Below are 22,808 nucleotides of genomic sequence, written 5' to 3' on the forward strand. Positions count from 1 at the left end.
CCGTCACGGTCCAGCGGCAGCAGCTGGGTACCGCCGGTGCCTTTGCCGCCGTCGAGCTTCTGGGAAAAGCTGCCGAGCACGTCGAGGCCGAAGCCGACCGTGCCCTGGGTGAAGCCGGATTTCGCGTCGAGGATGAAGTTCTGCGTCCATTCCTCGGCCTTGCCCTGGGGGTAAGCCGGGTTGGTGAAATTGCGATTGAAGTAGGCGTTGCGCAGGTTCAGGTTGGCGACGGCGTCATCGACGAAACCGTCGGCGGTGGCCAGGGAAGGTAGTGTGAGCGTGAGGCTTGCGGTGCCGAACAGCACCAGCGAACGAGAGGGACGATTCATCATGAACAGGCAGCTCCAGGGTTTTTATTGTTATTAGTGTTATACGTTGTCGTACAACATTGGCCGGATTATCGACAGCGAAAAAGCGCTTTGTCAACGCTCTGGCAGGCTGGGAACATGGCCGAGCCCGTTGGAAAATCGGCTTGTTCAATGAGATAGGGGCTTGAAGGCTCGTTCTAGAGCTTTCGGACGCTGGAGGAGAGAAAGGCGATTTTTTTCAAGGTTGTGTGATGACGCGAGGCAACCGTCAAACAGGGAGCCCGCCGGGCTCCCGTTTCTCGTCAGAAGTGGTATTTGACCAGCAGGCTCGCGGTGTCCTGGTTGGTCTTGAAGGCGCCGGAGTCTTCGATGCCGTACTTGTTCTTCCAGTAGTCGTACTCGATACCGACGTACAACTGCTTCTCGCTCCAGTGCAGGGCCTTGCCGAGGTCGTACTTGATCTGCGGGTTGAAGTGCAGGTTGGCGTGGTAGGTGCCGCGCGCGGTCTTGTCGTTGTCGACCACCCAGTCCATGAAGCCGTCGATCAGCACATTGGAGTCGCCCACGGGGATGGTGTAGGACCAGACCGGAGTGATCTGCCAGACGTTGTCGCCGGGACGGTTGCCTTCGGTCTGGCGCTGGTAGAAGTTCAACTGGAAGTAGTCGAAGCCGGGGATCGCCAGGTCGAAACCCGGACCCACCAGGTAGGACTCGTTGTCGCCTTCGCCGAACTCATAGGTCAGGGCCAGCAGGACGTCCTTGATCGGGCCGAACTCGAGCTTCTGGTCGAGGATCTTGCCGAACGACAGGCGCGGGCTGAACTCGCCGTAGTAGGTGTCCGGGCCGACGTTGCCGTCTTCCTTGCCGTTGTAGAAGATCCGGTCGACGAACAGGAAGTTGTCGCCGTATTTCCAGGCGTCGGCATGTTCGAAGGTCACGGTCTGCTGAATCTGCGGATTGACCGTGAAGTTCTTGCCCCACAGGTAAGTCAGGCTGTTGTTTTGCCATTGCAGCAGGTCACCGGCCATGGCCTGTCCCGCGCCCAGCAGTGTTCCCGCGAGCATCAGGCTCGTGCAAGTACGTTTCATCTGGTTGCTCCCAAAGTGAAATGATTCGACGGTGGTGTCGTTCGGCGCTCTGGTGTGGCGCCTTTGTTCATTGCGGTAAAACTATTCAATCGGTCAGCTTCCTTGCTGTTGGCAAGTGCTGCGCCAAGGCCGGAAAAACGCCAAAGCACACCCGTCCGACTGTTCGGGAACAATCGGCCTGATGGTGTTTCAGGGGGCCTCGAAGCTGCCAGTAACCGGGGTAGGTTGGTCAGGTGGTCAGCTTTTCAATCCGGTCTTTTTCAGACCGCAAGCGAGCGGGCGCGCAGGATACAGAGGCACGTCCACTGTCTCAAGTGCTCCGCGAGGGAGCCTGGCCGGCAGCGATGACGCCTGCTGCCGGAGCCTGTCAGTCAGTGCTGGTGCGCGTGCCCGCTGAGGGCGGCCCGTCCGGCGCCGCCGAGTACATTGAACAGCAGGTTCAGGGACACCGCGCTGAGGGTCGCCATGGCAATCCCGCTGTGGGTGATGGGCCCCATCCACAGCGGCAGGTGGGCGAAGAACTCCGGGCGGACCACGGGGATCAGGCCCATGCCGATGCTCACCGCCACCAGCAACTGGTTGCGGCGGTCGGAGATGTCGGCTTCCTGGAGGATCCTGATTCCGGTCGCGGCCACCATGCCGAACATCGCGATGGCCGCACCGCCGAGCACCGCCGGTGGGATCGAGGCAACCAGGAACGCCGCCTTGGGCAGCAGGCTGAGGATGATCAGGAAGCCGCCGGCGACCATGGTCACCGAACGGCAGCGCACGCCGGTCATCTGCACCAGGCCGATGTTCTGGGCGAACGAGGAGTGGGTGAAGGTGTTGAAGAAGCCGGCCAGGAACGAGGCGCCGGCATCGCACAGCAGACCGCGGCGCAGCATGCGCGGGGTGACTTCCTGGCCGGTGATCTTGCCCAGCGCGAGGAACATGCCGGTGGACTCGACAAAAATGATCACCACCACCAGGCACATGGAGAGGATCGGTGCGAGGTGGAATTGCGGCATGCCGAAATGCAGCGGCGTCACCACTTTCACCCAGGGGGCCTGGGCCAGGCCGGCGAGGTCGACCATGCCGATGGCGCCGGACAGCACATAGCCCAGCGCCATGCCGATCAGCACCGAGATATTGACCCAGAAACCGCGCATGAAGCGATTGATCAGCAGGATGGTCGCCAGCACCAGGGCGGCGACGCCGAGGTAGATCGGCGAGCCGAACTGCGCCGCGGCATTGCCGCCGCCGGCCCAGTTCACCGCGACCGGGAACAGCGAAAGGCCGATGGCGGTGATCACGGTACCGGTGACCAGGGGCGGGAAGAACCGCACCACCCTGGACATGAAGGGCGCGATGAGCATGCCGAAGAAACCGGCGGCGATGGTGGCGCCGAAGATCCCGGTCATGCCGATACCGGGCATACCGGCCATGGCCACCATGCTGCCGACGGCGGCGAAGCTGGCCCCCATCATCACCGGCATGCGGATGCCCAGGGGGCCGATGCCGAAGGATTGCACCACGGTGGCGATACCGGCCACCAGCAGGTCGGCGTTGATCAGAAAGGCGATTTCTTCACGACTCAGGCCTGCGGCCTGTCCGATGATCAGCGGCACCGCGACGGCTCCGCCATACATCAGCAGGACGTGTTGCAGACCCACGAGGATCAGTTGCAACAGGGGCAGACGTTGAATAGCGGGTGCGGCGGGGATGCGCGGTTCGGATGACTCGGACATGCAACACCTCGGATTTTTTTTGTTCTTGTGGTTTTAGCGCTGTGTGGTTGCGGACAGCGTTTTTGAATCGGTTACAGCCTTGTGGCGAACGGGCAAGCCCACTCGCCACAAGCAAGCTCGCCACATCGGCTTCAGTTGGTACGTGCCCCCTGGTTGATCCAGGCGCCAATCAGGTCACGTTCCTGCTGGGTCATCTGGGTGATATTGCCCAGGGGCATGATCTGGCTCGCGACGGCCTGGGTCTGGATCCGCGGGGCCAGTTGCTGGATCTGTTGCGGGGTGTCGAACATCACCCCGGCAGGGGCGGTGCTGAACAGCGGGCTGGTGGGCCTGGCCGAATGACACACCGCACAACGTTCCTGGATCACACTGTGGACCTTGTCGAAGGCGATATCGCCGGCCGCGCTGTTCGCCGCTTGTGCCGGTGCCGGCGCGGCAGGTGTCGACGGAGCGCCCGCTTCAGCCACCGGTGCCGGCTTGAGGCCTCCGCCGAGGGCGGTTTCCGGCAGCGGCTGGTACTCGATCTTCGCCGGTGCCTTGGCCACCTGCGGTGCGCCGGGGTTCGAGGCGGGCCCGGTGACATAGGCCAGGCAGATCATGCCCAGCGCCGCGACCGGCAAGGTCCAGGCGAACCTGTGGCTGTCGTGGCGGGTGTTGAAGTAGTGCCGTACCAGTACCGCCAGTACCGCGATCCCGGCCAGGATCAACCAGTTGTACTGGCTGCCGTAGGTGCTCGGGAAATGGTTGCTGATCATGATGAACAGCACCGGCAGGGTGAAGTAGTTGTTGTGCCGTGAGCGCAGCAGGCCCTTGGCCGGCAGCGCCGGGTCCGGTGTGCGGTTCTCGGCGATCGCCGCCACCAGGGCGCGCTGGGCCGGCATGATGATGCGGAAGACGTTGCCGACCATGATGGTGCCGATGATCGCGCCGACGTGCAGGTATGCCCCGCGTCCGCTGAACACCTTACTGAAACCGTAGGCCGCGGCGATCAGCAGGACGAACAGGATGAAGCCGAGCAGGGCCGGGCGCTTGCCCAGGGCCGAGTCGCAGAGGAAGTCGTAGACGAACCAGCCGGCGATCAACGCGCCGATGCCGATGGCGACGCCTTCGGGGCCGCTCAGGCCGCTGCCGGGGGCCACGAGGTAGAGCACGGGATTGGAGTAGAACACCACGCAGAGCAGGGCGATCCCCGACATCCAGGTGAAGTAGGCTTCCCATTTGAACCAGTGCAGGTTGTCCGGCATGGTCGGTGGGGCCAGCTTGTATTTTTCCAGGTGGTAGATGCCGCCGCCATGGATGGCCCAGAGGTCGCCGGCCAGGCCGTCCCTGGGGTTGGCCCGGTTGAGGTTGTTCTCCAGCCAGACGAAGTAGAACGACGCGCCGATCCAGGCGACGCCGGTGATCATGTGAACCCAGCGCACGCTCAGGTTCAGCCATTCCAACAGATGTGCTTCCACAGTCTTTACCTCTCGCCTGTCACTCTTTTTTCGGGAGTGATCAGACCTTCTCTTATTGGTGGGCGAGGATCAGGTACTCATCCTCTTTGAAGAAATGCTCATCGCAGTTATTGCCACTGCCACTGCGATCAACCACCAGGAAGTCATCCCGCTTTTCGATCGTCAGCACCGGGTGGTGCCAGACGCCGCGATGGTAATTGATGCCCTGCCTGCCATTGCTGACGAAGGCGCGGACCAGACCTGATACAGGTGCATCGCCAAGTGGCGCGACCACGATCAGAAAGGGGTTGCCGAGCAGCGGGATGAAAGCCTGGCTGCCCAGCGGATGGCGTTCGAGCATGCGGATGGTCAGCGGCATGTCCAGCGCGTCGGCGCGGAAAATGCTGATGATCGCCTTGTCGTCGGGCGTCGCGGTTTCTACCGTGGCCAGACGATGGAAGCGCTGGGTCGAACCGTTGTTGATCATGAAGTGATCGCTGCCGTCGGTTTCGATCACGTCACCGAAAGGGGCGAAGGCTTCTTTGCTCAGGGGTTCGATCATCAGTGTGCGCATGGCTGTCTTCTTATCCGAATTCTGTGTTGTTTGTTCTATCGTCATCGCGGGCAGGCCCGCTCCCACATTTGCAACGCGTTCTGCTGTGGGAGCCGGCTTGCCTGCGATCGGGGTCATCGCTTACCTGGCGACCTTGCCGAGGACTCGCAGACGGCTCACGCCACCATCGGGGAACACGTTCAGGCGGATATGGGTGATCGGTCCCAGGGCCTTGATCTGTTCGGCGAAGGTGTGTTCGGCGTGCATTTCCAGTTTCTGGCTCGGCAGCAGTTCGCGCCAGAACAGGCTCTGGGTCTCGATCTGGCTGTCGGTGCCGCCCTTGACGAAGGCTGCCTGGATCGAGCAGCTGTCGGGGTAGTTGCCCTTGAAGTGCAAGGTGTCGACGATGATCTTCTCGATCTCGCCCGGATGGCCCAGGGCAACGATCACCCAGTCATTGCCCGGGGTACGACGACGGGCGGTTTCCCAGCCGTCGCCCATGTTGATGCCACGGCCCGGGTTGAGGATGTTGCTCATGCGTCCGAAGTGCTCGTCGGAGCAGGCCAGGGCACGACCGCCGTTGAGGGCGGCGGCGAGGTCGATCTGTTCGTTGTCGCCCACGGCCGACCAGTCGCGGTAGGGGATGCCGTAGACCCGCAGGCGGGCCACGCCGCCGTCCGGGTAGATATTGAAACGCAGGTGGCTGAAGGCCTGGTCGTTGCCGATTTCATGGTAGTGGTGACTGTTGCCTTGCAGCTCGACGGCGGACAGCACTTCGACCCACTGGGTGTTGTCGTCCGGTTCGCCTTCGGCGAGGAAGCAGGCTTCCAGCGAGGCCGACGGCGGGTAGTTGCCGGTGAAGAATGAGGTGTCGATGTCCACGCCCTTGATCGAACCGGGCACGCCCAGGCGGATCACAGCGCTGTCGTAGCCTTCGAAGCGCTTGCGGCGCGATTCCCAGCCGTCCATCCACTTGCCGTTGTCATCGAACACGCCTTCCTTCCAGACAGCCGGGGTCGGCTGGAACAGGCGGTTGGCGTCGGCGAACCAGTCGTCGGTGACGGAAATGATCTTGGTACCCAGGCGTGCGTCGGCCAGGTTGACGAATTTCTCGAAAGGTACGGCGTAAGCTTTCATTCTTCTTGTCTGCCTTTGAATAAGTGGCTGGGGATGCTCGCAGGGCCCTGGGCACCTTCGGTGCTCGGGCCAAGGTCGCTATAGGGTCAGTAAACGGAACAGGGCGATCTTGTTGATCTCCGCCAGGGCGCACCTGAACTCGGTGTCCACCGGGTTGTAGATGCGTGTTTCGAACGCGGCGAGGATCTGATGCCGGTTGCTGCCTTTTACCGCCATGATGAAGGGAAACTTGAACCTGGCCTTGTAGGCCTCGTTCAGCTCGGTGAAGCGCTGGAACTCTTCGGCCGTGCATTGGTGAATACCGGCGCCAGCCTGTTCATGGGTGCTGGCTTCGGTAAGCTGGCCCTGGACGGCGGCTTTGCCTGCCAGGTCCGGGTGGGCGTTGATCAGTGCCAGCTGGCTGGCGTGATCGGCGCTCAACAGGATGTCGCTCATGCGCCGGTGCAGGGTTTCGATCTGGTCGATACCGCTGTCCTGGCCGAGGTCGAAGGCCTTTTCGGCGACCCATGGCGAATGTTCGTAGATATCGGCGAAGGCCTCGATAAAGGCCGCGCGGCTCAGGGTCGATGGCTTGAGGGTCTGGAAAGCACTCATTGCACCGGCTCCTGGTACGGATGGGTGGTGTGCCAGTGGCGGGCGATATCGACCCGGCGCGTGAACCAGACCTGGTCGAAGCCCTTCACGTATTCGATGAAGCGCCGCAGCGAGGCCAGGCGTGCCGGACGCCCGATCAATCGGCAGTGCAGGCCGATGGAAAGCATTTTCGGCGCCTCGGCGCCTTCGGCGTAGAGCACGTCGAAGGCGTCCTTGAGGTACTGGTAGAAATCGTCGCCCTGGTTGAAACCCTGGACCTGGGTGAAGCGCATGTCGTTGGTGTCGAGGGTGTACGGAATCACCAGGTGCGGCTTGCCGGTCGGGTTGTTCGGTTCCCAGTAGGGCAGGTCATCGTCGTAGGTGTCCGAGTCATAGAGGAAACCGCCTTCTTCCATCACCAGCCTGCGGGTGTTCGGCCCGGTACGGCCGGTGTACCAGCCCAGCGGCCGCTCGCCGCTGACTTCGGTGAGGATGCGGATGGCTTCGAGCATATGCTCGCGTTCCTGCGCCTCGTCCATGTACTGGTAGTCGATCCAGCGGTAGCCGTGGCTGCAGATCTCGTGGCCGGCCTCGACCATGGCGCGGATGACGTCCGGGTGACGCTGGGCGGCCATAGCCACGGCAAAGATCGTCAGCGGGATGTCGAAGGTCTTGAACAGCTTGAGGATCCGCCAGACGCCGGCACGGCTGCCATACTCGTAGAGCGACTCCATGCTCATGTTGCGTTCGCCCTGCAGCGGTTGCGCCGCGACCATCTCCGAGAGGAAGGATTCGGACTCCTTGTCGCCGTGCAGGATGTTGCGCTCGCCGCCTTCTTCGTAGTTGAGCACGAAGGACAAGGCGATACGGGCATTGCCCGGCCAATGGGGGTGAGGAGGGTTACTGCCGTAACCGATCAGGTCGCGTGGATAGTCAGCGCTCACTGCAGTCTTCCTTCTTGTTCGTGGTGACGATTGCGTGGCGTCCCGTCAGACCGGGTGGCGTCACAGCGATGGAACGATTGTATACAACTTTATATTCACTTTGTAAGCCCGTTTTTTTCCATTTCTGCCAGAAAAAGCCTGTTCGATTCGCTGCAAGAAATCTGCCTGATCGGTCAGCTAATGGATGAAAGGTCTTCTATCAATGGGCTTTCTGCCAAGATTAGCAGTGTTCGAAAAGGGCGCTGAAAAGTGCAAAATTTATTGTGTACAATTTTTATTAAAAATGTCTTAATCATTTTATCGCCACACGCCCGGGGCTTTCCCGCGCCGTGCGGCATCTCCTTTATCCACTGACTCCGGGAGGCGCGAGGCCCGGTCTGCCAGCAGGGCAGGCGGGCACGCAGAAGCAATGGGACGTTTGACTACGCATGTTTTGGATGCCGCACATGGCTGCCCCGGCAGTTCGATCAAGGTCGAGCTGTATCGGGTCGAGGGCGCACGGCTGGAACGGGTCGCCAGCACCCTGACCAACAGCGACGGACGCTGCGATGCACCGCTGCTGCAGGGGGACGATTACCGTTCCGGGGTCTATCAGTTGCAGTTTCATGCCGGTGACTACTATCGGGCCCGTGGCGTGACGCTGCCGGAGCCGGCCTTTCTCGACGTGGTGGTGCTGCGCTTCGGCATCAGCGCCGAGCAGGAGCACTATCACGTCCCCTTGTTGATATCGCCCTACAGTTATTCGACCTACCGAGGAAGTTAGATCCCCCAAGGCGCTGCACAACTTCTTTGGTCACCTTGCCCGCGCACACTGCGGGCTTTTTTATGTCTTGCCGAATGATCGTGTCCCTGCGCCGCGTGGCAACGACCGATCAATGTTCTCCGGGGGGGCTGTGTCGCCAGTCCCGGCCCTTTCGCGGGCAAGCCCGCTCCCACAAGTGTGGCGCCAGGCACCTGTTCTGTGTGCATCGCGAACCTGTGGGAGCGGGCTTGCCCGCGAAGAGGCCGGTATCGCCCGCATCCATCTAACGGCTCAACAACGACGCCGCTCCCGCCCCGCTGAACAACCCGGCACTGATGCGGTTGAACCAGCTCTGCCCCTTGCCGCTGCGCAGATAACGCGCCGCGCCATGGGCACCGAGGCCGTAGGTCAGCTTGCAGAGCAGGTCGAGCAGGGTCCAGGTGACGATCATCACCAGCAACTGGCCGAGAAAGGGGTCATCGGCCTTGAGAAACTGTGGCAGGAACGCGGCAAAGAACAGGATGTCCTTGGGATTGCTCGCGCCCAGTACAAAAGCGCGCCCGAACAGGGCACGAAAGCGTGGCGCCGGCGCGATTTCGGGCATATTCGCCGCCTGTGCGGGCTGGCGCGACTGCTGCCAGCTCTGCCAGGCGAGATAGAACAGGTACAGGGCCCCGACGATCTTCAGGGCGCTGAACAGCTGTTCCGAGGCCAGCAGCAACGCCCCGAGACCCAGGGCCGAGGCGCTCAGCAGGCAGATCGAGGCGCTGACACCACCGAGAAAGGCCGGGTATGAACGACGCAATCCATAGTTCAGGCTGTTGCTGATCATCAGCAGCGACAGCGGCCCGGGAATAAGAATCACCACCAGGGCGGCGGCGCTGAACAACAACCAGGTTTCCAGACTCATCGGGTTTCTCCCTCATGTACAAAAGCCCCGCCGAAGCGGGGCTGGCTACTACCGCCCGGGTCTTCCTAGAGGAAGATGAACTTGGCGATAAAAATGGCGCACAGCACCCACAGGCTGACGGAAATATCCTTGAACTTGCCGGTCCCGGCCTTCAGCGCCACGTAGGTGATAAATCCCAGGGCGATTCCGTCGGCGACCGAAAAAGTCAGCGGCATCATGATCGCGGTGACGATCGCCGGAATGCTGTCCGTCGCATCGTCCCACTCGATATGCGCCATGCCGCTCATCATCAGCATGGCCACGTAAATCAATGCACCCGCGGTCGCGTAGGCAGGGATCATGCCAGCCAGCGGGGCAAAGAACATGGCCGCCACAAACAGTATGCCTACAGTAACTGCGGTCAGACCAGTCCGACCACCAGCGGCAACGCCGGCAGCACTTTCCACATAGCTGGTGACGGGCGGAACACCGACTACCGCACCGAAGACGCTGGAGACGCTGTCGGCTTTCATCGCCCGCGACAGGTTCTCGATACGGCCGTCCGCATTGACTAGGCCGGCGCGCTGGGCGACCCCCATCAGGGTGCCGGCGGTGTCGAACATATGGACGAAGAGAAAGGCCAGTACCACGCTGATCATGCTGACGTTGAACACGCCGGCCAGGTCCATGGCCATCCACGTCGGGGCCAGGCTTGGCGGGGTGGAGAAGATGCCGTGGTATTCCACCAGGCCCAGGCCCCAGCCTGCGAGGGTGACGGTGATGATGCTGATCAGGATGGAGCCGAAGACCCGGTGGTAGCTGAGGATCGCGATCATCAGGAAGCAGATGGCGGCCAGCAGCGGGCCGGGCTCATGCAGGGCGCCGAGCCTGATCAGGGTGGCGGGGCTGGCGACGACGATCCCGGCGGTTTTCAGGCCGATGACGCCGAGGAACAGGCCGACGCCGGCGCCCATCGCATGGCGCAGGCTGACCGGAATGCTGTTGAGCAGCCATTCGCGGATGCGCGACAGGGTCAGGGCCATGAACAGCACGCCGGAGATAAAGACCGCGCCGAGGGCGGTTTCCCAGTGGTAACCCATGGTGCCGACCACGGTATAGGTGAAGAAGGCGTTCAGCCCCATGCCCGGGGCCAGGCCTACCGGCCAGTTGGCGTAGAGCCCCATCAACAGGCAGCCGAGGGCGGCGGCGATGCAGGTGGCGACAAAGGCCGCACCGTGGTCGATGCCGGCGTCGGCCATGATGTTGGGGTTGACGAAGATGATGTAGGCCATGGTGATGAAGGTGGTCACACCGGCAATCAGTTCGGTTTTCACCGTGGTGCCATGCAGCCTCAGTTTGAACAGACGTTCGAGCAGGCCAGTGCTCGACGGCGGCGAGAGATCCAGCGTGGGGGCTTCGGATTTGCGGCTTTCCACAGCGAGTACTCCTCAAGAGTTTTATTGTTATTTCCAGAGCCGGACACGTGATCGTGGGCAGCGGCTCTTTGAGGCAGTACGGGTTTTGTTGACCGATAGGTCAAGAACTCGCACGAAGCGAATTATGCTTTTGTATACAAATAAAGCAAATAATGTTTTTGTTTTTGTGTGCGATAGATTGCGCGGACGCGCTATATAGCCAGGCGTCGATCGTTCCCACGCTGCAGCGTGGGAGGCGATCAAACAAGGGGAGGGGATCAGGTCGGGCGGCTGTCGCCCAGGGCCCGGTTGACCGCCATCCAGCCATCCACGGCGGCTTCGCCGGCCTGGGCAAAGGCCTTCTGCAGCAACTTGACCTGCTCGCGGCGCAACGATTCTTCCAGGCTGATCCCATCGGCGGTCAGGCACAGCAGACGCTTGCGCTTGTCCGTGGGGGACGCAACGCTTTGCACCAGGTCCATTTCGGTCAACTGGCGCAGCGGCATGTTCAGCGCCTGTTTGCTCACACCCAGTTGGCCCAGCAGTTCCTTGACGCTGAGGTCCGGGTAGCGCGCGATGAAAAACACGATCCGTTGGTGTACCCGACTCAAGCCACGGCGTTCGAGCATTTCGTCGGCCTTGGCGGTGAATGCCTGGTAGCCGAAGAAGAACGCTTCCATGGCGTCTTGTTGGGTATTGGAATTTTTAAGGTCAAGCATATTGACGTATTGGCTCGCGGCGTCGTAATTTCGGTCAAGTAGTTTGACGTATTTGTCTCTCACTTTGCTACCGGTGACTCTTTATGGCCTTCTCCGAACGTGTTACGCGCCTCAAAAGCTCCCTGATCCGGGAAATCCTCGCCGCCGCCCAGCGTCCCGAAGTGATGTCGTTCGCCGGTGGGCTGCCGGCCGAGGCGATGCTGCCGAAGCTGGAATGGGATGGCATGCCGGTGACCATGGGACAGTACGGCATGAGTGAGGGCGAGCCGGCCTTGCGTGAGGCACTGGCGGCCGAGGCGCGGGCGCTGGGGATCAATTGCCAGGCCAGCCAGGTGCTGGTGGTCAGCGGTTCCCAGCAGACCCTCGACCTGGTGGCGAAGCTGCATATCGACAAGGGCACCGAGATCTTCATGGAAGCGCCGACCTATCTGGCGGCCTTGCAGATCTTCCAGTTGTTCGGTGCCGATTGCCTGGGCATTCCCCAGGAGCAGGACGGTCCGGACCTGCTGCAACTACGGGTCCGCCTGGAAAAGCATCGGCCGGCGTTTATCTACCTGATCCCGACGTTCCAGAATCCGTCCGCCGTCTGCTACAGCGAAGCCAAGCGTGCCGGTGTCGCGGCATTGCTGGACGAATTCGGCGTGACCCTGATCGAAGACGAGCCCTATCGCGAACTCAGCTACGATGGCGTCGACGCCGTGCCCATCGCCGGCCGCCTGCGGCGGGCGAGCTGGGTCTACACCGGCACCGTGTCCAAGACCCTGGCCCCGGGCCTGCGTGTCGGTTACCTGATCGCCAGCCCGGACCTGTTTGCGCACCTGCTCAAACTCAAGCAGTCGGCGGACTTGCACAGTAATCGCGTCGGGCAATGGCAGGCGCTGCAATGGATCGGCACGGAAAAGTATCGCCGGCACCTGCTGGAGTTGCGTGACTTCTATCGGGTCCGACGGGATGCCTTTGCCCTGGCCCTGGAAAAACACTTCGCCGACCTCGCCGACTGGCAGGTGCCCCAGGGCGGATTGTTCTTCTGGCTGACCCTCAGGCAGCCCCTGGACACCCGCACCTTGCTCGACGCCGCGCTGGCCCGGGATGTCGCCTTTATGCCCGGCGAACCTTTTTTTGCCGAACCGGAGCGTAATCCGGGTAATCTTCGTCTTAATTTCAGTCATATCGCGCCGGAGCGCCTGGACGAAGGTCTCAGGCGCCTGGCCGCTGTCGTACGTCATGCACAGGCCGCACAAGCGGCTTAAGGGGAGGGCCATGTACAAGGTTTATGGCGATTACCAGTCGGGCAATTGCTACAAGATCAAACTGATGCTGCACCTGCTGGGGCAGGAGTATCGCTGGCACCCGGTGGACATCCTCAAGGGTGACACCGAGACGCCGGAATTCCTGGCGATGAACCCCAACGGCAAGGTGCCGGTACTGGAGCTGGAAGACGGCACCTGCCTGTGGGAGTCCAATGCGATTCTCAACTTCCTCGCCGATGGCAGCGAGTTCCTGCCTACCGAGCCGCGCTTGCGCACCCAGGTGCTGCAGTGGCAGTTTTTCGAGCAGTACAGTCATGAGCCCTATATCGCGGTGGCACGCTTCATCGAGTTCTACCTGGGCTTGCCGGAGGAGCGTCGGGAGGAGTACCTCAAGTTGCAGAAGCGCGGGCACAAGGCATTGAAGGTGATGGAGAAGCAGCTTCAGCACACCCCGTACCTGGTGGGCGAGCATTATTCGATCGCCGACATCGCCTTGTACGCCTATACCCATGTCGCCCACCAGGGGGGCTTCGACCTGAGTCTCTATCCGGGTATCCAGGCCTGGTTGCAACGGGTGGCCAGTCATCCGAAGCATGTCGGGATGCTGGATTGACCGGCAAATCCGGAAACACTTAAACCGGCCCCAGGGCCGGTTTATTTTTGCCGGCGCAGGCACTTTTGTCGCTGCCGAGGTCCTATCGGAAACCTGATTGCCTATCCACTGAACGGGGTGTCGTCCATGAAGTATCCAGTCGTAGCGTTTTTGACTTTCGGTCTGTTGGGCCTGGCCGCCGGGGCACAGGCGGCCGACGATTGCGATGCCAACCAGGCGTCGATGAACGAGTGTGCGGGCAAGGCATTCAAGAAGGCCGACGACGACCTGAACAAGTACTACAAGATCCAGATGGACTACCTGAAGACCCCGGCGTCCAGGGATGCGCTCAAGGATGCCCAGCGCAAGTGGCTGGCCTTCCGTGATGCCGACTGCCTGTATCAGACCGGGAAGCCGGCGGATGGCGGTTCGATGTGGCCGATGGTCAACCTGCAGTGCAAGACCGCGTTGACCCAGCAGCGCGCGGCGCAGTTGAAGGCCTACGCCGAGTGTCGGAGCGAATACGATCAATGCCCGAACTGACGGGCACCGACCTCAGGCGGCGGAAAAGCGCTTGTCCAGGTAGTCGATGATCACCTTGGACTCGTACATCCAGGTGGTCTGGCCGTTTTCTTCGATACGCAGGCACGGCACCTTGATCTTGCCGCCCTGTTCGAGCAGGGTCTGGCGATCCTGTTCGTTGTTCTTCGCGTCCCGCAGTGCCACCGGCAGGTTCAGGCGACGGAGGGTGCGGCGGGTCTTCACGCAGAACGGGCAGGCGTGGAACTGATACAGGGTCAGGTTGCGGGCGGCGGCGTCGACCTTGGCCTGGTCCGCAGCGGGGCGCTGTTGCTTGCGTGGGCGGGTGAGGAAATCGATGAAGATGATCAGTTGGCCGAGGCCGACTCGAAGTGCTTTGACGAACACGGTATAGCCTCGCGGGCGGAGTAAAGAAGAGGGAAGCTTGTCTGAGAGGGCTTGTGGTCATGTGGGAGCGGGCTTGGTCTGGGCGGCACCCCGACGAACAGGGCCCTGGGGCCGCCAAAAGCTTAGCGGGCAAGCCCGCTCCCACACAAAGGCATCGATCTCGGACAATCCTTTACTTGATCAGCGCCAGGAACTCGCTGCGGGTCGCGGCGTTTTCACGGAACTCACCGAGCATCACCGAGGTGATCATCGACGAGTTCTGCTTTTCCACGCCGCGCATCATCATGCACATGTGCTTGGCTTCGATCACCACGGCCACGCCTAGGGCGCCGGTTACCTGCTGGACCGCATCGGCGATCTGGCGGCTCAGGTTTTCCTGGATCTGCAGGCGTCGAGCATACATGTCGACGATCCGCGCGACCTTCGACAGGCCCAGTACCTTGCCGCTCGGGATATAGGCGACATGAGCCTTGCCGATGAACGGCAGCAGGTGGTGTTCGCACAGCGAGTAGAGCTCGATGTCCTTGACCAGCACCATTTCGCTGTTGTCGGAACTGAACAAGGCACCGTTGGTGACTTCTTCCAGGGTCTGTTCGTAACCGCGGCAAAGGTACTGCATGGCTTTGGCGGCGCGCTTGGGCGTGTCCAGCAGGCCCTCGCGGGAGACGTCCTCGCCGAGTTGGCCGAGAATCGCCGTATAGTTTTGTTCCAGGGACATGAAGCTACCTGTGGGAGTCTGCGCAAAGGAGCAAGGATACGGCGGCTGGCAGCCGCCTGCAAATTCGATGACAGTCCGGTTACTCGTCGCGACCTTCCATCATGGTGCGCTTGAGCATCACATACACCGCGCCGGCGCCACCATGCTTCGGCTGGCAGGAGGTGAAACCGAGCACCTGGGCATGCTGGCGCAGCCAGGTGTTGACGTGGCTCTTGATCATCGGGCGCTTGCCGTCCAGGCGCACGGCCTTGCCATGGGTGACGCGCACGCAGCGGATTTCGAATTTCGTCGCTTCGGCCAGGAACGCCCAGAGGGTTTCCCGGGCCTTCTCCACGCTCATGCCGTGCAGGTCGAGGCTGCCTTCGAAAGGAATCTGTGCGGCCTTGAGCTTGCGCATCTGGCTTTCCTGCACGCCGTCACGGGACCAGTGCAGGTCGTCCTCGGGGCCGACATCGATGACGAACTGGTCGGACAGGCCGTCCACCGTGGTGGATTCGCTGCGCACTGTCGCCGCCTGGCGTAGCTTGGCCAGTTGCGCGCGGTCGGATTTGGGTTTGCCGGTATCGGCACGATCGTGCTTGATCGGCTTTACACCGCGGATTTCGCTTTTGAACAGGGAAAAATCGTCGTCTTGCATGTCAGTCTCCGCAGGAACCGCCAGTTTACCCAAGTCGCATGGCTCAAGTCACAGGCAGATTCCCCGGAAGGCAGGTGTCAGTCGTGCTTTTTCATCAGGTGCGGCGCCATGTTGAGCGCCTGGTTGCGGCGTGTCCGGCGACGGCTGCGCCGCCAGAGCCAGACACCGCAGTACAGCACCAGCAGGCCCACCACCAGGATGACCGCCGAACCGGTGGTGGTGGCGTTCAGATCGCCCATGGCCGGGGCGTGTCCCAACAGGCTGGCGGCACCGGCCATGGCCAGCAGCACCCCGAAGGTTGCCAACAGCGCCGCGAAACCGGCGCCCAAGCGCGAACGCCAGTTGCTCTGGCCCTTGGGGCGCAGTCGGCGAGCGTCAAAACCATCGGATATCTTCATTCCGATTTCCTCTATGAGTATCGGCCCTTCGACCGGGAGATGGTCGGCTTGTTCCTGACGCGGTTGGGAAATCGGCAAATGGCGGGTGGTTCGGCACCTGTAACGGATGGGCGGTCGCGAGGACGACCCATCCTCGGGCTCAGATCAGGTCTCGGGTCAAAGCCAGGGTGGCGAAGTTATCGGCCATGATCGCCATTTCAGTGCGCTGGACCTGCTCGGCACTGATGATCTCGCCCTTGTAGGGCAGGTCGCGGGTGGCACAGGCGTCTTCCACCAGGGTGCAGCGAAAGCCCAGGTTCTTGGCGGCGCGGACGGTGGTGCTGACGCTGGAGTGGCTCATGAAGCCGCAGACGATCAGGTCCAGCGAGCCGAGTTCCTGCAGGTGTTTCTCCAGGCCGGTGCCGTGGAAGGCGCTCGGCAGCAGCTTGCCGATCAGGGTTTCGTCACCCTGGGGCTCGAGGCCGGGAATGAATTCGCCGCGTTCGCCCTGCGGGTCGAACAACCCGCCGACGGTGCCCAGGTGACGGATATGCACGATCGGCCGGCCGGCCGCGCGGGCAGCAGCGACCAACTGCTTGATGTTGTCGACGGCAGCCTGCATGCCGGACAGCGCGAGCGGGCCGCTGAGGTATTCTTTCTGGGCATCGATGATCAACAGGCTGGCATGGTTCAGATTGGCTGCTGCATAACCACGGCCGCTGAGTTGAAACATCGTCTTTGGAACGGACATTCTGGGGCTCCTTTGAGTGGGGCTTTTGCCGCATTGTCCTCCGGCTGAGCGCGTATGTGAATCGCTACCCGCGCAGGCGGCGTGGTTACTGGCCTGTAGCCGTGTCAAGGGGTGTTTGCCGGAGGTCGAAAAGCCACGCCATGATGTCTTTTTGCCTTGTTTCCACCCGACGTCCGTTTGGCTGTTAGAATCGCCCGTCGTTTTTTCAGGAGTCTACCCGTGATCACTTCCCGCCTGCGCACCCTGCGCGACCACATCCGTTGGGCTGTCAGCCGTTTCCATGGCGCGGATCTGTTTTTCGGTCATGGCACCGACAACGCCTGGGACGAGGCACGCCAACTGGTGCTGGGCGCGTTGCACCTGCCCTGGGAAATCGCCGACAGCTATCTGGACTGCCGCCTGGAGGACGACGAGCTGACGCATCTGCAGCATCTGCTCAAGCGTCGTATCGAGGATCGGGTGCCGACCGCCTATCTGCTGGGCGAAGCCTGGTTCTGCGGGTTGTCGTTCATCGTCGACGAGCGCGTGCTGATCCCGCGTTCGCCGATCGGCGAGCTGATCGAAAGCCGCTTTGCTCCCTGGCTGGGCGCGGAGCCGGCGCGAATCCTCGACCTGTGCACGGGCTCGGGTTGCATCGGCATTGCCTGTGCCTACGAGTTCCAGCAGGCGGAAGTGGTGTTGGCCGACCTGTCTTTCGAAGCGCTGGAAGTGGCGAACCAGAATATCGAGCGCCACGGCGTCGATGAGCGGGTGTTCACGGTCCAGGGCGATGGCTTCGACGGCCTGCCGGGACAGCGCTTCGACCTGATCGTGTCCAACCCGCCCTATGTCGATGCCGAGGATTTCGCCGACATGCCGGACGAATACCAGCATGAGCCGGAGCTGGGCCTGGCCTGCGGTGAGGATGGTTTGAACCTGGTGCGGCGGATGCTCGCCGAAGCGGCGGATCACCTGACCGAGAAAGGTCTGCTGATCGTCGAGGTGGGCAACAGCCAGGTCCACGTCGAAGCCTTGTACCCGGAAGTGGATTTTGCCTGGCTGGACTTCGAACGCGGTGGGCACGGGGTGTTCATGCTGACGGCGCCACAGTGCCGCGAGCACCAGGCGTTGTTCGCCTCGCGGGTCTGATCGCCAGGCACTTTGTGCGGGCCGGCTTGCCGGCTCCCACAGGTTTGTCAGGAAAATCCGTCTAGCGGTGCGTGGCGATCCAGATCAACAGCCCGGCCTGGAACATCGCGAAGGCCACCAGGCAAGTGATGGTGAAACGCAGCCCGCTGTCCTCGCGCTTGAACTTGCTGACCCGCTCTTCCTGCTGGCGCAGCTTCACTTCCTGCTCCATCAGGTTCTGTTCGGCATTCTGCAGCATCTGCGCGGCTTCGAGGATTTCCACGAACTGCAGCTTCTCGGTGTTCCACTGGGCCAGCAGTTCGCCGACCTGCAGGTCCTTGTAGCTGCCCTTGAGGTGCTGGGGATCGGCGTAGACCACGTCGAAGCCCTGGACCCGCAGGAAGTGATCGCGGCGCAGGCGGGTGTCTTCGTTCAGGGCGTCCTTGTTCTGCAAGGCCGCGCCATCGACGCGGTAGTGCGACCATTTCTTCTGCGCCCAGATCGCGGCCTGGGCCACGAGGAAACGGCCGATACCGCGGTTCCACGGTTCCACCTGCAAGCCGCCTTCGGGCCCGAAATGCACGCGCTTGGTGGTGTGGTCGACCCACATGTCCAGATGATTCTGTTCCTTGCGTACCCGTTGCGCCGGCAACTGGATATTCATGCGCAGCAGGCTGCGTTCCTTGCTGTTGCGCTCGGCATAGCCGAACTGGACAAACCGCAGCGGCCGCCCACCGGTGGCCCGGTCGGTGGTCAACGGCGCCAGGCGCAACATCTTGAAGTGCTCGGGCTGCACATCCGCCCACGGCAGATCCACCGGCGCGGGTTCGGCGGCTGCGGCGTTGCTTTCGGGTGACGCTTGGGTATCAGTCATTCGGCGAGATCCTGTCCGTGTCCAGCTTGCCGGCAACAATATCGATACCGGCAATGGCCTTATCGGCCGTTTCTGTCAGGACTGGAGCGCAAAATCATCTCAATGGCGAGCAAGTCCGTCGATAAAGGCGGTAATCCGTCCTTCCAGTTCGGCGGCCAGGGGCTGTTGCGGGGCATTGTAGGAAGCCAGCTGGCGCTGGATGTCCCTGGGCACGATGCGCAGGACATGATTCATGCCGTCGACCAGGACAAGCTGGGCATCCGGCTTGGCCTTCTTCAGGTCCTGTGCGTCGGCGATGCTGACCTGGATATCATTGCGCCCCTGGATGATCAGGGCCGGCATTTTCAACTGGCCGAAGGCCGCCGCCGGATCCTGGCGGAACAGGCTGATCAGGTAGGGCTGCACACTGGGGCGGAAGATCGGCTCCAGCGGCGGTGGGATATCGTTGTCCGGACGCCCGGCCTTGAGGCTGTCGAGCAGTTCGTTGCTGCGCAACATCAGCGCCGGCGGCAAGCGGTTGGCCAGTTGCTGGCGGATCACCTGGTCCACCGGGCGGCCGCTGCCGGACAGGGAAATGACCCCGGCGGCCTCCAGCTTCGGCGCGGCGAGGGTGGCGATCAGCGCGCCTTCGCTGTGGCCGAGCAGGACCAGCGGCCCCAGGCGCGGGTCGGCCTTGAGCTTCTCGCCCCAGGCCACCGCATCGGCGACGTAGCTTTCGACGCTCAGGTTGCGTTCATCGGGGGCGGCGGCCAGGCTCGCGGCCACGCCGCGCTTGTCGTAGCGCACGCTGGCGATATTGTGCTTGGCCAGCAGCCAGGCCAGGCGCTTGAGGCTGTCGTTGCGCCCGCCGTCCGGATTGTTGCCATCGCGGTCGGTAGGGCCGGAGCCGGCCACGATCAGCACGACCGGCACTGGCGTGGCGGACTGCGGCAGCAGCAGCGAGCCGTACAGTTCGCCGCTGCCGGTGTCGAGGTTGATCGGTCGTTGCAGGACCACGCCGGCCTGGGTGAAACCGCTGAACAGGGTCAAGGTAAGGAGCAAAACACGTAGCATCATCACGCCATTATGGACAAGGTGTCGGTTGGACTCGCAACCGCCGATAAGGTTCGAGGATGAACTACTTGGACAGCCTGCGTATACTGGGCCGCTCGGTTATCTAGATCTGATTCGCGGAGCACCCTGCATGTCCGGCAATACCTACGGCAAGCTGTTCACTGTCACCACCGCTGGCGAAAGCCATGGCCCGGCGTTGGTCGCCATTGTCGACGGCTGCCCGCCGGGCCTGGAGCTGTCCCTGGAAGACCTGCAGCGTGATCTCGACCGCCGCAAGCCCGGCACCAGCCGGCACACCACCCAGCGCCAGGAAGCCGACGAAGTGGAGATCCTCTCGGGGGTCTTCGAAGGGCGCACCACCGGCTGCGCCATCGGCCTGCTGATCCGCAATACCGACCAGAAGTCCAAGGACTACTCGGCGATCAAGGACCTGTTCCGCCCGGCCCATGCCGACTACACCTACCATCACAAGTACGGTGAGCGCGACTACCGTGGTGGTGGGCGCAGTTCGGCCCGGGAAACCGCGATGCGCGTGGCGGCCGGTGCCATCGCGAAGAAATTCCTGGCGAGCCAGGGCATTGTCGTTCGTGGCTACATGAGCCAGCTGGGGCCGATCGAAATCCCGTTCAAGACCTGGGAGTCGGTGGAGCAGAACGCCTTTTTCAGCCCCGACCCGGACAAGGTGCCCGAGCTGGAAGCCTACATGGACCAGTTGCGTCGCGACCAGGATTCGGTCGGCGCGAAGATCACCGTGGTCGCCGAAGGGGTGATGCCCGGCCTGGGCGAGCCGATCTTCGACCGTCTCGACGCCGAGCTGGCGCATGCGCTGATGAGCATCAACGCGGTCAAGGGCGTGGAAATCGGCGCCGGTTTCGCCTGCGTGGCCCAGCGCGGTACCGAGCATCGCGACGAACTGACGCCGCAAGGTTTCCTCAGCAACAACGCGGGCGGCATTCTCGGCGGGATTTCCTCCGGACAGCCGATTGTCGCGCACCTGGCGCTCAAGCCGACCTCGAGTATCACCACGCCGGGGCGCTCCATCGATATCCATGGCAATCCGGTGGATGTGATCACCAAGGGTCGCCACGATCCGTGCGTCGGCATCCGTGCCACGCCGATCGCCGAAGCGATGATGGCGATTGTGCTGATGGATCACCTGCTGCGTCACCGCGGGCAGAATGCGGATGTGCGCGTGAGCACCCCGGTACTGGGCCAGCTGTAATGTCGGGAGCGCCGCTCCCTTACTGGCGGCTGTCCGGTTTCTACCTGTTCTACTTTGCCCTGCTGGGGGCGACGGCGCCGTTCCTGGCGCTGTACTTCCACCACCTGGGCTTTGCCCCGGCGCGGATTGGCGAACTGGTGGCAATCCCCATGCTGATGCGCTGCGTGGCGCCGAACATCTGGGGCTGGCTGGGTGACTACACCGGTCGGCGCCTGGTGATCGTGCGCTTCGGCGCGGTCTGCACCCTGCTGGCGTTCTCACTGATCTTCTTCGACAAAAGCTACGCTTGGCTGGCGCTGGTGATGGCCCTGCACGCGTTCTTCTGGCATGCGGTACTGCCGCAGTTCGAAGTCATCACCCTGGCGCACCTGCAAGGCCAGGCCGCGCGCTACAGTCAGATCCGCCTGTGGGGCTCGATCGGTTTCATTCTTGCCGTGGTGGCGCTCGGGCGGCTGTTCGAATGGTTGAGCCTGGATATCTATCCGGTGGCCATTGTGGTGATCATGAGCGGTATCGTCCTGAGCAGCGCCTGGGTGCCCAATGCCCAGCCGGTGAGCCAGGCCAACCGGCCGGCGGGCGAAGGCTTTCTCAGGCAGTTGCGCAGTCCGGGGGTACTGGCCTTCTATGGCTGTGTCGCGCTGATGCAGATGAGCCACGGCCCTTATTACACCTTCCTGACCCTGCACCTCGACAATCTCGGCTACAGCCGTGGCCTGATCGGCCTGCTCTGGGCCCTGGGCGTGGTGGCGGAGGTCCTGATGTTCCTGGCCATGAGCCGGATTCTCACGCGTTTCTCCGTGCGCCGGGTGCTGCTGGCCAGTTTTCTCCTGGCCGCCTTGCGCTGGCTGCTGCTGGGGTCGTTCGCCGAGCACCTGTGGGTATTGTTGTTCGCCCAGCTGTTGCACGCCGCGACCTTCGGCAGCTTTCACGCCTCGGCCATCCATTTCGTGCAACGCAGCTTCGGTGCGCGCCAGCAAGGGCAGGGCCAGGCGCTGTACGCCGCCCTGTCCGGCACCGGTGGAGCCCTGGGTGCCTTGTACGCCGGCTACAGCTGGAATGCCCTGGGACCGACCCTGACGTTCAGTATCGCCAGCCTGGCGGCCCTGGCCGCCGCGATTATCATTGCCACACGCATGCAAGAGGATCGGCCCTGAGCCCGAACCGAGGAAAGAGAGCCCCATGAGCAGCCTGTCCGTTTACCCCGTTGCCACTCCGGATCTTCCCAACAAGGTCCTGACCCATGTCGACGACATTGCCTCGACCCTGGCGGAACACGGTGTCCGTTTCGAGCGCCTGCCAGCCACGACGCCCGTTCGCGCGGGTGCCGGTCACGAGGAGGTGCTGGCCGCCTACCGCGGGCAGATCGACCAGTTGATGAGCGAGCGCGGTAGCGTGAGCGTCGAGGTCATCAGCCTCGACGGCGACCACCCGCAGTCTGCCGAGCTGTGCGCGGCAGGCTTCGCTGAACAGCAGCACGCGGCCAGCGAAGTGCGCTTCTTCGTCGCCGGCCGTGGTTTGCTCAGCCTGCATATCGGCGACTATGTCTATGCCGTGTTGTGTGAGAGGAACGATCTGGTTTCGCTGCCGGCCGGTACACGTCACTGGTTCGACATGGGGGATAACCCGCGTTGCGTGGTTATTCGCCTGTTCGACAAGTCTGAAGGACGAGTGGTCAGTTTTACCGGTGAAGATATCGCCAGTCACTTCCCGCGTCTTGACGACTGAATCTACAGGGAACCGACATTAAACAAGTGATGGCCGGCAGGAAC

The 22,808-nt window shown here is 62.4% G+C and carries 26 protein-coding genes; 8 read left to right on the top strand and 18 right to left on the bottom strand.

Annotated features, from left to right (window positions below):
• The 8 genes from HX881_RS21140 to puuE form a co-directional block, all read right to left on the bottom strand.
• A partial coding sequence (locus tag HX881_RS21140; protein WP_177086469.1) for an OprD family outer membrane porin occupies window positions 1–332 on the bottom strand: 332 nt, incomplete at its 3' end.
• A gap of 278 nt (window positions 333–610) precedes the next feature.
• Window positions 611–1,396, bottom strand: a complete 786-nt coding sequence (locus HX881_RS21145) for an outer membrane protein OmpK (RefSeq protein ID WP_177086471.1) — start codon at window positions 1,394–1,396, stop codon at window positions 611–613.
• Window positions 1,397–1,767: 371 nt separating this feature from the next.
• Window positions 1,768–3,123, bottom strand: a complete 1,356-nt coding sequence (locus tag HX881_RS21150) for a nucleobase:cation symporter-2 family protein (protein WP_017127697.1) — start codon at window positions 3,121–3,123, stop codon at window positions 1,768–1,770.
• 131 nt (window positions 3,124–3,254) lie between these two features.
• Window positions 3,255–4,580: a urate hydroxylase PuuD gene (locus tag HX881_RS21155; RefSeq protein ID WP_177086473.1), complete on the bottom strand. Its 1,326-nt coding sequence runs from the start codon at window positions 4,578–4,580 to the stop codon at window positions 3,255–3,257.
• A 52-nt stretch (window positions 4,581–4,632) separates the two neighbouring features.
• Window positions 4,633–5,133: an ureidoglycolate lyase gene (locus HX881_RS21160; protein WP_177086868.1), complete on the bottom strand. Its 501-nt coding sequence runs from the start codon at window positions 5,131–5,133 to the stop codon at window positions 4,633–4,635.
• A 120-nt stretch (window positions 5,134–5,253) separates the two neighbouring features.
• Window positions 5,254–6,249, bottom strand: a complete 996-nt coding sequence (gene alc / locus HX881_RS21165; RefSeq protein ID WP_017129720.1) for an allantoicase — start codon at window positions 6,247–6,249, stop codon at window positions 5,254–5,256.
• 78 nt (window positions 6,250–6,327) lie between these two features.
• Window positions 6,328–6,843, bottom strand: coding sequence for a 2-oxo-4-hydroxy-4-carboxy-5-ureidoimidazoline decarboxylase (gene uraD / locus HX881_RS21170; RefSeq protein WP_177086475.1), 516 nt, complete (start codon window positions 6,841–6,843; stop codon window positions 6,328–6,330).
• The gene (gene puuE / locus HX881_RS21175) at window positions 6,840–7,766 is read right to left on the bottom strand and encodes an allantoinase PuuE (protein WP_017129718.1); all 927 of its coding nucleotides are present in this window, start codon (window positions 7,764–7,766) and stop codon (window positions 6,840–6,842) included. Before puuE ends, uraD begins: the two co-directional genes overlap by 4 nt.
• Window positions 7,767–8,175: 409 nt before the next feature.
• Between puuE and uraH the strand changes: the two genes are divergently transcribed.
• The gene (gene uraH, locus HX881_RS21180; RefSeq protein WP_042937186.1) at window positions 8,176–8,529 is read left to right on the top strand and encodes a hydroxyisourate hydrolase; all 354 of its coding nucleotides are present in this window, start codon (window positions 8,176–8,178) and stop codon (window positions 8,527–8,529) included.
• Between the two features lie 262 nt (window positions 8,530–8,791).
• Here uraH and HX881_RS21185 read toward each other — a convergent pair whose 3' ends face one another.
• The 3 genes from HX881_RS21185 to HX881_RS21195 all read right to left on the bottom strand — a co-directional run bounded on the left by HX881_RS21185 (window position 8,792) and on the right by HX881_RS21195 (window position 11,531).
• Complete coding sequence (locus HX881_RS21185; protein ID WP_177086477.1) at window positions 8,792–9,418, bottom strand: LysE family translocator; 627 nt, start codon at window positions 9,416–9,418, stop codon at window positions 8,792–8,794.
• A 65-nt stretch (window positions 9,419–9,483) separates the two neighbouring features.
• Window positions 9,484–10,833: a solute carrier family 23 protein gene (locus HX881_RS21190; protein ID WP_177086479.1), complete on the bottom strand. Its 1,350-nt coding sequence runs from the start codon at window positions 10,831–10,833 to the stop codon at window positions 9,484–9,486.
• A gap of 257 nt (window positions 10,834–11,090) precedes the next feature.
• Window positions 11,091–11,531, bottom strand: coding sequence for a MarR family winged helix-turn-helix transcriptional regulator (locus HX881_RS21195; RefSeq protein WP_042937185.1), 441 nt, complete (start codon window positions 11,529–11,531; stop codon window positions 11,091–11,093).
• Between the two features lie 83 nt (window positions 11,532–11,614).
• On the opposite strand from HX881_RS21195, the gene HX881_RS21200 reads away from it, so the two are divergent.
• The 3 genes from HX881_RS21200 (at window position 11,615) to HX881_RS21210 (ending at window position 13,916) form a co-directional block, all read left to right on the top strand.
• A complete protein-coding gene (locus tag HX881_RS21200) occupies window positions 11,615–12,781 on the top strand; it encodes an aminotransferase-like domain-containing protein (protein WP_177086481.1) in 1,167 nt (388 codons plus the stop codon).
• A 10-nt stretch (window positions 12,782–12,791) separates the two neighbouring features.
• Complete coding sequence (locus HX881_RS21205) at window positions 12,792–13,394, top strand: glutathione S-transferase family protein (RefSeq protein WP_017129712.1); 603 nt, start codon at window positions 12,792–12,794, stop codon at window positions 13,392–13,394.
• A gap of 126 nt (window positions 13,395–13,520) precedes the next feature.
• Window positions 13,521–13,916 (top strand): lysozyme inhibitor LprI family protein, encoded by a 396-nt coding sequence (locus HX881_RS21210; RefSeq protein WP_177086483.1) that lies wholly within the window; start codon window positions 13,521–13,523, stop codon window positions 13,914–13,916.
• A 12-nt stretch (window positions 13,917–13,928) separates the two neighbouring features.
• On the opposite strand, the gene HX881_RS21215 is transcribed toward HX881_RS21210, so the two are convergent.
• The 5 genes from HX881_RS21215 to HX881_RS21235 form a co-directional block, all read right to left on the bottom strand.
• On the bottom strand, window positions 13,929–14,300 hold the full coding sequence (locus HX881_RS21215) for a glutathione S-transferase N-terminal domain-containing protein (RefSeq protein WP_017129710.1): 372 nt from the start codon (window positions 14,298–14,300) through the stop codon (window positions 13,929–13,931).
• Window positions 14,301–14,472: 172 nt separating this feature from the next.
• Window positions 14,473–15,018, bottom strand: a complete 546-nt coding sequence (gene folE, locus HX881_RS21220; protein ID WP_017129709.1) for a GTP cyclohydrolase I FolE — start codon at window positions 15,016–15,018, stop codon at window positions 14,473–14,475.
• Window positions 15,019–15,097: 79 nt separating this feature from the next.
• A complete protein-coding gene (locus HX881_RS21225; RefSeq protein WP_017129708.1) occupies window positions 15,098–15,655 on the bottom strand; it encodes a Smr/MutS family protein in 558 nt (185 codons plus the stop codon).
• Between the two features lie 77 nt (window positions 15,656–15,732).
• A complete protein-coding gene (locus tag HX881_RS21230; protein ID WP_017129707.1) occupies window positions 15,733–16,053 on the bottom strand; it encodes a hypothetical protein in 321 nt (106 codons plus the stop codon).
• Between the two features lie 139 nt (window positions 16,054–16,192).
• Window positions 16,193–16,783: a cysteine hydrolase family protein gene (locus HX881_RS21235; protein WP_177086485.1), complete on the bottom strand. Its 591-nt coding sequence runs from the start codon at window positions 16,781–16,783 to the stop codon at window positions 16,193–16,195.
• 219 nt (window positions 16,784–17,002) lie between these two features.
• Here HX881_RS21235 and prmB point away from each other — a divergent pair, with 219 nt between their 5' ends.
• Entirely contained in the window at window positions 17,003–17,911 is a 909-nt protein-coding gene (gene prmB, locus HX881_RS21240) for a 50S ribosomal protein L3 N(5)-glutamine methyltransferase (protein WP_017129705.1), read from the top strand.
• A gap of 61 nt (window positions 17,912–17,972) precedes the next feature.
• On the opposite strand, the gene HX881_RS21245 is transcribed toward prmB, so the two are convergent.
• The gene (locus tag HX881_RS21245) at window positions 17,973–18,764 is read right to left on the bottom strand and encodes a hypothetical protein (protein WP_177086487.1); all 792 of its coding nucleotides are present in this window, start codon (window positions 18,762–18,764) and stop codon (window positions 17,973–17,975) included.
• A 99-nt stretch (window positions 18,765–18,863) separates the two neighbouring features.
• Window positions 18,864–19,865, bottom strand: a complete 1,002-nt coding sequence (locus HX881_RS21250; RefSeq protein WP_177086870.1) for an alpha/beta fold hydrolase — start codon at window positions 19,863–19,865, stop codon at window positions 18,864–18,866.
• Between the two features lie 82 nt (window positions 19,866–19,947).
• On the opposite strand from HX881_RS21250, the gene aroC reads away from it, so the two are divergent.
• Genes aroC through HX881_RS21265 form a run of 3 tightly spaced genes read left to right on the top strand, consistent with a single transcriptional unit; the run spans window position 19,948 to window position 22,764 of the window.
• Complete coding sequence (aroC, locus tag HX881_RS21255; RefSeq protein WP_017129702.1) at window positions 19,948–21,039, top strand: chorismate synthase; 1,092 nt, start codon at window positions 19,948–19,950, stop codon at window positions 21,037–21,039.
• Window positions 21,039–22,193, top strand: coding sequence for an MFS transporter (locus HX881_RS21260; RefSeq protein ID WP_177086489.1), 1,155 nt, complete (start codon window positions 21,039–21,041; stop codon window positions 22,191–22,193). The genes aroC and HX881_RS21260 overlap by 1 nt, the downstream gene beginning before the upstream one ends.
• 25 nt (window positions 22,194–22,218) lie before the next feature.
• The gene (locus HX881_RS21265; RefSeq protein WP_177086491.1) at window positions 22,219–22,764 is read left to right on the top strand and encodes a 1,2-dihydroxy-3-keto-5-methylthiopentene dioxygenase; all 546 of its coding nucleotides are present in this window, start codon (window positions 22,219–22,221) and stop codon (window positions 22,762–22,764) included.
• The last annotated feature ends 44 nt before the right edge of the window (window positions 22,765–22,808 follow it).

The sequence above is a fragment of the Pseudomonas gingeri genome, assembly GCF_013386115.1.
In the GTDB taxonomy this organism is placed as follows: domain Bacteria; phylum Pseudomonadota; class Gammaproteobacteria; order Pseudomonadales; family Pseudomonadaceae; genus Aquipseudomonas; species Aquipseudomonas gingeri.

Coding starts and splice junctions, on each gene's coding strand:
- HX881_RS21145 (WP_177086471.1), bottom strand. CDS start 1,396: ATGAAACGTACTTGCACGAGCCTGATGCTCGCGGGAACACTGCTGGGC.
- HX881_RS21150 (WP_017127697.1), bottom strand. CDS start 3,123: ATGTCCGAGTCATCCGAACCGCGCATCCCCGCCGCACCCGCTATTCAA.
- HX881_RS21160 (WP_177086868.1), bottom strand. CDS start 5,133: ATGCGCACACTGATGATCGAACCCCTGAGCAAAGAAGCCTTCGCCCCT.
- alc (WP_017129720.1), bottom strand. CDS start 6,249: ATGAAAGCTTACGCCGTACCTTTCGAGAAATTCGTCAACCTGGCCGAC.
- uraD (WP_177086475.1), bottom strand. CDS start 6,843: ATGAGTGCTTTCCAGACCCTCAAGCCATCGACCCTGAGCCGCGCGGCC.
- uraH (WP_042937186.1), top strand. CDS start 8,176: ATGGGACGTTTGACTACGCATGTTTTGGATGCCGCACATGGCTGCCCC.
- HX881_RS21185 (WP_177086477.1), bottom strand. CDS start 9,418: ATGAGTCTGGAAACCTGGTTGTTGTTCAGCGCCGCCGCCCTGGTGGTG.
- HX881_RS21195 (WP_042937185.1), bottom strand. CDS start 11,531: ATGCTTGACCTTAAAAATTCCAATACCCAACAAGACGCCATGGAAGCG.
- HX881_RS21200 (WP_177086481.1), top strand. CDS start 11,615: ATGGCCTTCTCCGAACGTGTTACGCGCCTCAAAAGCTCCCTGATCCGG.
- HX881_RS21205 (WP_017129712.1), top strand. CDS start 12,792: ATGTACAAGGTTTATGGCGATTACCAGTCGGGCAATTGCTACAAGATC.
- HX881_RS21210 (WP_177086483.1), top strand. CDS start 13,521: ATGAAGTATCCAGTCGTAGCGTTTTTGACTTTCGGTCTGTTGGGCCTG.
- folE (WP_017129709.1), bottom strand. CDS start 15,018: ATGTCCCTGGAACAAAACTATACGGCGATTCTCGGCCAACTCGGCGAG.
- HX881_RS21225 (WP_017129708.1), bottom strand. CDS start 15,655: ATGCAAGACGACGATTTTTCCCTGTTCAAAAGCGAAATCCGCGGTGTA.
- HX881_RS21230 (WP_017129707.1), bottom strand. CDS start 16,053: ATGAAGATATCCGATGGTTTTGACGCTCGCCGACTGCGCCCCAAGGGC.
- HX881_RS21235 (WP_177086485.1), bottom strand. CDS start 16,783: ATGTCCGTTCCAAAGACGATGTTTCAACTCAGCGGCCGTGGTTATGCA.
- HX881_RS21245 (WP_177086487.1), bottom strand. CDS start 18,764: ATGACTGATACCCAAGCGTCACCCGAAAGCAACGCCGCAGCCGCCGAA.
- aroC (WP_017129702.1), top strand. CDS start 19,948: ATGTCCGGCAATACCTACGGCAAGCTGTTCACTGTCACCACCGCTGGC.
- HX881_RS21260 (WP_177086489.1), top strand. CDS start 21,039: ATGTCGGGAGCGCCGCTCCCTTACTGGCGGCTGTCCGGTTTCTACCTG.
- HX881_RS21265 (WP_177086491.1), top strand. CDS start 22,219: ATGAGCAGCCTGTCCGTTTACCCCGTTGCCACTCCGGATCTTCCCAAC.